Annotated in this window: 6 protein-coding genes; all 6 read right to left on the bottom strand. The window is 68.8% G+C overall.

Features of this window, described 5'->3' with window-relative positions:
* Positions 1–68: 68 nt before the first annotated feature.
* Positions 69–419, bottom strand: a complete 351-nt coding sequence (locus tag ACFXIV_RS31730) for a toxin-antitoxin system YwqK family antitoxin (RefSeq protein WP_379394533.1) — start codon at positions 417–419, stop codon at positions 69–71.
* A 94-nt stretch (positions 420–513) separates the two neighbouring features.
* Positions 514–876: a hypothetical protein gene (locus ACFXIV_RS31735; RefSeq protein ID WP_379394531.1), complete on the bottom strand. Its 363-nt coding sequence runs from the start codon at positions 874–876 to the stop codon at positions 514–516.
* Positions 869–1,648, bottom strand: coding sequence for an ESX secretion-associated protein EspG (locus ACFXIV_RS31740; protein ID WP_379394529.1), 780 nt, complete (start codon positions 1,646–1,648; stop codon positions 869–871). Before ACFXIV_RS31740 ends, ACFXIV_RS31735 begins: the two co-directional genes overlap by 8 nt.
* A gap of 4 nt (positions 1,649–1,652) precedes the next feature.
* Positions 1,653–3,512 carry a hypothetical protein gene (locus ACFXIV_RS31745; protein WP_379394527.1) on the bottom strand — a complete coding sequence of 620 codons (1,860 nt, stop codon included), beginning with the start codon at positions 3,510–3,512 and terminating at the stop codon, positions 1,653–1,655.
* Positions 3,513–3,587: 75 nt separating this feature from the next.
* Entirely contained in the window at positions 3,588–5,129 is a 1,542-nt protein-coding gene (locus ACFXIV_RS31750) for a hypothetical protein (RefSeq protein ID WP_379394525.1), read from the bottom strand.
* Positions 5,130–5,151: 22 nt separating this feature from the next.
* On the bottom strand, positions 5,152–5,433 hold the full coding sequence (locus ACFXIV_RS31755; RefSeq protein ID WP_379394523.1) for a hypothetical protein: 282 nt from the start codon (positions 5,431–5,433) through the stop codon (positions 5,152–5,154).
* Positions 5,434–5,543 lie beyond the last annotated feature (110 nt).

A 5,543-nucleotide genomic window follows, 5' to 3' on the forward strand; every position in this document is an offset into this window, starting at 1 on the left:
GGTGAACGCCAAGTATTCCGCAGGTTACCCGGCTCGTAGCGGATGATGTTGCCGCACCGTGAATTTGGTCATCGGCGGGTCGTCTTGTCCATGGTCTGTTCACCGGTGGCGTTCCAGCGCTGCCGGACCAGCACCCGGCCCTGGTCGTCGAGCACCACCCGCTCCTTGAGGTGGCCGTTCTCGTACCAGTACTGCCACTCCCCCACCGCGGAGCCCATGCGGGTCACGCCCTCGGACCGCTTGCTGCCGTCCGGCCACCACTCGTGCTGGGGTCCGTCCTCGACGCCGTCGTCGTAGGTGAACAACAGCACCAGTTGCCCGTTGTCCGCGTACTTCTCGACCTCGCCGGTGTAGGGCTCGTCCTCGTAGCAGATGCGCCCGTAGTCGTCGAGCTCCACCTGATCGCGGCTGATTCGCATCGTCTACTCCGTCGCGGGGGTCATGACACGGCCGGTCGGCCTAGGGTCGAACGGGACCACCCTAACCGGATGGGCGGGCGCGGACCGGATCGGCTCAGATCGGGCGCAGCCAGCTGTCGGGTTCCGTCTCGTACTCCTGTTCCTCGACATATTCCTGGCGGGTCACCTCCTCCGTGGTCGGCAGGCCGGTCAGGGCCAGCAGTTCGGGCGCCAGACCGGCGGCCTTCAATTGGGCGCGGCGCTCGATCCCGGCGCGGGCCGCGGACTGGCGGCACAGGCGCAGGATCTCCGCGGCCAGCAGCTCCGGGTCCTCGCGCAGACGATCGCGTTCCACCGAAAGCGCCCGGGGCAGGCCCTGTTCCGTGGTGGTCACCACGATCGAGCCGGTCCGCGAGGACAGCGTGAACTCGGTCGGGAAGTCCGAGGATGCCACGGGCACGCTGTTTCCTTCACTCATCGGCGATCACCTGCACCACCTCGGTGATATGGGCATTCAGGGTGGTCACCAGGCGGCGGCGGTCGGCCGCGGCGGCCACCGGGGGATGCTCGCCGGTGACCACATAGCGACCGTCGTCCTCCAGGTCGCGCCACTCCAGGCGGTAGCGGGCGATGCCGCGCGGGCCGAAACGCGAACGGCCCTGCACCACATCGATGGTGCCCATGGTCGGCGCGGGGGCCGCTAGGAAGTCGGCGGCGCGGGTGACGACCGTGCCCTCCAGGGTTTCGTGCGCGGGCGACATGCCGAAGTCGTAGTCGGTGTCGTCGGTGTCCTCGGTCTCGGCGAGCACCAGATCACCGAAGTCGCGGCCCGCCGGGGTGTCCGGCAGCGCCGCCACCACCCGTTCGGCCAGCTCCTCGGCATAGAACTCCGAGAGCGTGAAACCGCTGCCGTGCCGGTAGGTTTCGCCCGGATGCTGCACCAGCAGATAGCCGGCGTCGCCCGACCGGACGCCCAGCAGGCGGATGCGGGCGGACGCGGAGAGCAGCTCCCGGCCGTCCCAGCCCTCCACCTCGACGCGCACCTCCGGCATCAGCATCGCCTGCAGCACCGCGGCGTAGTCGGCCTCGCGGGTCCGCAGACTCTCCCGGGCGCGCGCCATGTTCGCCAGATGGTCGTCCCACCACTCGGTTCGGCTGGCGAAGGTCAGCGGGTACGGCAGGAACTCCTCCTCCAGGCCCTGCCACAGCGACAGGAACTCGAGATCGGTGAACTTCCAGGTCCGAAGCACGGATTCAGCCCTCGACCACGGGCTTCGCGACGATGGGAGCGGTGCCCATCGCCTCGTCCAGGTATTCGCTGGAGTCCAGGAACTCGGGACGCTTGTGCTCCTTGCCCTGGCCACCGTGCGCACCGCCACCGCCGTGGCCCATGCCGCCCATGCCGCCACCGCCCATGCCGCCCGCGGCGGAACCGGAAGCCACACCCGCGCGGGCGGCTCCGGCGATACTGCCGTCGATCGCTTCCTCCGCCGCGGCCGCACGGGGGAACAGCCGGGCGTTGGCCACCTCGGCCAGCGGCTTGATCGGGGAGCCGCCCGGGCCGCCACCGCCGGGGGAACCGCCCCCCGGCGCCTTGAGATTGTCGAGCAGATTGGTCAGCGGGGAATCCTTCAGCGCGTCCTTCAGGTCCTGTGCCTTCTTCTGGTCGGTGGTCTGCGACCCCTGCGACGTCATCGACTGCAGCGCACTCTGCAGGCCCGAGAGCGCGGACTGACCCGAATTCGACGAGGAGCTCGGATTCGACGAATTCGAGTTGGTGCCATCGGGATTCGAGCCGTTCGGTGACGTGCCGTTCGGGTTCTTACCCGTCGGGTCGGTCTTGCCGCCGTTGGGATCCTTGGCGTCCTTGCCGTTGGGATCCTTGGCATCCTTGCCGTTCGGGTCCTTGGCGTCCTTGTTCTTCGGATCGTCCTTGCCCGGATGAGCGCCCTTGGGATCGGTCTTGCCGCCCGGCTTCTTCGCGCTCGGGTCACCGGCGCCGCCCCCCGGACCGCTCGGCGAAACATTGCCGCGCGGGCCGCCGCTCTTGTTATAGGGCCCGGGCCCGGTGTAGTCGTTGCGCGGGGATCCCGAGTTGTCGTTCTTCGGCGGAGCGGTCGGATCCACCAGGATCGGAATCGTGGTGCTGGAGTTGCCGATTCCCGGGATGTACCACGCGGTGAAGGCGGCCGTGCCGGTATTGATGATGTAGGTCTCGGTCGAGGTCCCGCGGTAGCTGTCGTCCCAGATCGTCGGCATGGCCGCCTTGGTCTGGCTCAGCCAGGTCGCGGTGTAGAGCAGGTTCTCGGATATCGCGTACAGATCCGTCGAGAACGCCTTGGCCTGGGCCTCGAACTGCTGCGATGCCGCGACCGCGGCATCGGCGCCCTTGCCCGTCCAGTGGCCGTCGGACTCCAGGCGTTTGACGCAGCCGGAGAGGGTCTCGAAGGACGAGGAGATCACCTGCGCGATCCACTTCCACAGCGCGCTGCGGTCGGCGATCGGCGTCGGATGGATGCCCTGGCCCACATCGAAGAACCATTTGCCGTCGTGATGGGACGGGTCCTCGGAACCGATGGCATCGGTGTAGCGGCCCGAGGTCGCCTTCCCGACCGCGGCCATGTCACCCATGCCGTTCGCGTCGGAGGGTGTCGGGGAGGACGAGTCCGACCAGCTGTCCAGGGCCGTCGCGCCGTCGAGCGGGATGCCGTCGAACGTCATGTCCTTATTCGCCTGGGTCTTGATGGTGTCGAAGTCCGACTTCGATTGGTCGTCGGTCATCCGGTAGGTCTTGCCCGCGGCCACGAAGGTGTCGCCCATGGAGTTCAGCATCGTGATGTAGTCGTCGATGATGCCGCCGACCCGCCCGCCCTCCTTGGCGAACCGGTCCTCCAGGTTCAGCGCCGACTGCAGGATGCTGTTGTCGCTGAAGCCCGTGTACTGGTTGAGAAGGTAGGTGTAGCCCTTGGCCGCGTTCAGCGAGGTGATGGCCTCGGCGGCGTACTTGGCGCCCGCCTCGGCCGAACCCGGATCCAGCTGCAGGCGGTCGTGTTTCGCGTGCGAGTCCACGGAAAGATCGCGCCAAGGGTTGTAGAACTTGTTGCCGTCACCCATGTACCGCTCCTAACTCGACCAACGCATGAAAGATTACGGGCCGCCGACACACATTCCCCATTCATCCGACCCGCTTCACTGCGAATGTCGTTGGCGGAAACGCTTTTCCAGGCCCGGCAGGTAGACCGACGCGGGCATGCTGGAGGTCGTCGCCTCCACCACGCCATCGTCGGCGACGTAGTAGAGGGCACGGTCGATGACCGGCTCCTCGGATTCGGTGGGGACATAGACCATCCAGCCGACCGGAAGGCGTTCCGCGCGCAGCCGATCGAGCGGATAGGCGGTGGTGTCGATGTCCTCGGTGCGGAGGTGGTGGCGCACGGCGTCCAGCGCCTCCGGCTCCGGCAGCGGTTCCGGGCCGATGCGCGACACCCCGGCCATGGCCAGCTGGTAGTGGGCGGCGTCCAGATCGCGCTCGCCGAACGCAGCCTCCAGCACGGCCTGGGTGACGTCCCGACGCTCGGCGGCGGCGACGAATTCGGCCACCGCGGAACGCTGTTCGTCGGTCGGGTCGGCAGCGACCAGATCGCTGATCACCCCGACGACGGTGGCGGCGGTCCAGATGCCGGGAACCGCGGGGGCGAGGTCGGCGGCGGCCGGTGACGCGCCGCGATACCAGCGGCCGCGCTCCCACCAGTAGCAGAAGGTCAGCATGCCGCCGCTGGCCCGGGTGTTCAGCACCGGGTTGGCGACCCACGCCGGGGCGCCGGCGTACAGGTTCGGCAGCGGGGTCTGATTGTCGTAGGCGGCCGCCAGTTCCGGGGCGTTCCAGACGCCACCGGACAGCACGGCGCGACCGCCGGGCAGCAGGTAGAGGGACGCGCCCGAGCGGCGCGAGCCCTCGAACCAGCCGAAGGACGGGAGCACGCGCGGACCCCATTCGGAGCCGACCGCCACGAACGCGGCGGCGATGGCGGCCCAACGCGCCCACAGCACCGGCAGATTCGGGAAGTCGTTCTCCGAAACCGTTGGGAAATAGCCGGATTCCCGATCGGCGCGCGCCGCGGCCGCGGCCTGGTGCGGTGTCCGGGACTGGCGGTCGTCGTGGCGCAGCAGGGCGGCCAGCCAGGTCGGCAGGCTGTCGCGGGGGAAGGCCACCAGATCGGCCAGATAGTCCTGGGGCGCGAGCATCTGGTCGGCCGGAAAGGGCTCGTCGCCGTAGTCGTGGTCGACGGTGAGCTCGCCCGCCGCGGTCACCCGCAGTTCCAGCCGCCACCACGGGTCGCCCAGTTCGGCTGCGAGCCTGCGGTGTTGGACCACCAGGTCCATGATCTCCGGGGTGGCGGGCAGCTGCGCGTGGCGCTGCTCGTCGTCGGAGTAGTCGATGCGCGCGCGGTGACCGCTCACGGTGAGCGAGAAGGCGGCGTGCACCCGCGTCCAGCCCTCCGGGCCCTGGTCGCGCAGCTGCTGGGCGATGCGGTGCGCCAGGGCGCGGGCCCGCTGCGGGATATCCGGTTCGGCGGCGGTCATGCTGAAGCCGATATCGGGGGCGGCCTCGGCATCGGGTTCCTCGACGCCGATGACGGCGGCCAGACCGTCGAAGTCCGGGGCGTCCTCGCCCGGGGCGGATTCCGGTGTCGCGGCCGGGTTTCCGTTGTTCTCCTGCGAAATCGTCACGCGATCGTCTCCTGTGCCGCCACTAGCTCTCGGTCGCCGCATCGAATTCGGCGATCCGTCGGGACATCTCCGCGCGCCAGCGATCGGCATTACTGCCGTCCAGCTGGCCGGCGAAGGATCGCTCGGCGGCGGCGATCATGGCGTCCGGGATATCGGGGTGGGAGCGGGCGATGGCCCACAGGGCCTCCTTGGTGGGAGCGTCGAGGCCGGTCGCGCTGCGCACGCCGAGTCCCTGCCGGGCACCGGCCAGCGCGGACTCGAAACTGTGCCGCAACTGCTCCTCGCTCGGACGGCTACCGCGCACGTCCACCCTCCTCCGTCGAAAACCAACCGTCAGCATCACATATCGCGAATGTCCGTGCGGTTGCCGAAACCATAAAAATCGGCGAACTCACACGTTCGAGTGCTGGGTGG

Origin of the sequence: Nocardia sp. NPDC059236, from assembly GCF_042754085.1 — a bacterium.
GTDB lineage: Bacteria > Actinomycetota > Actinomycetes > Mycobacteriales > Mycobacteriaceae > Nocardia.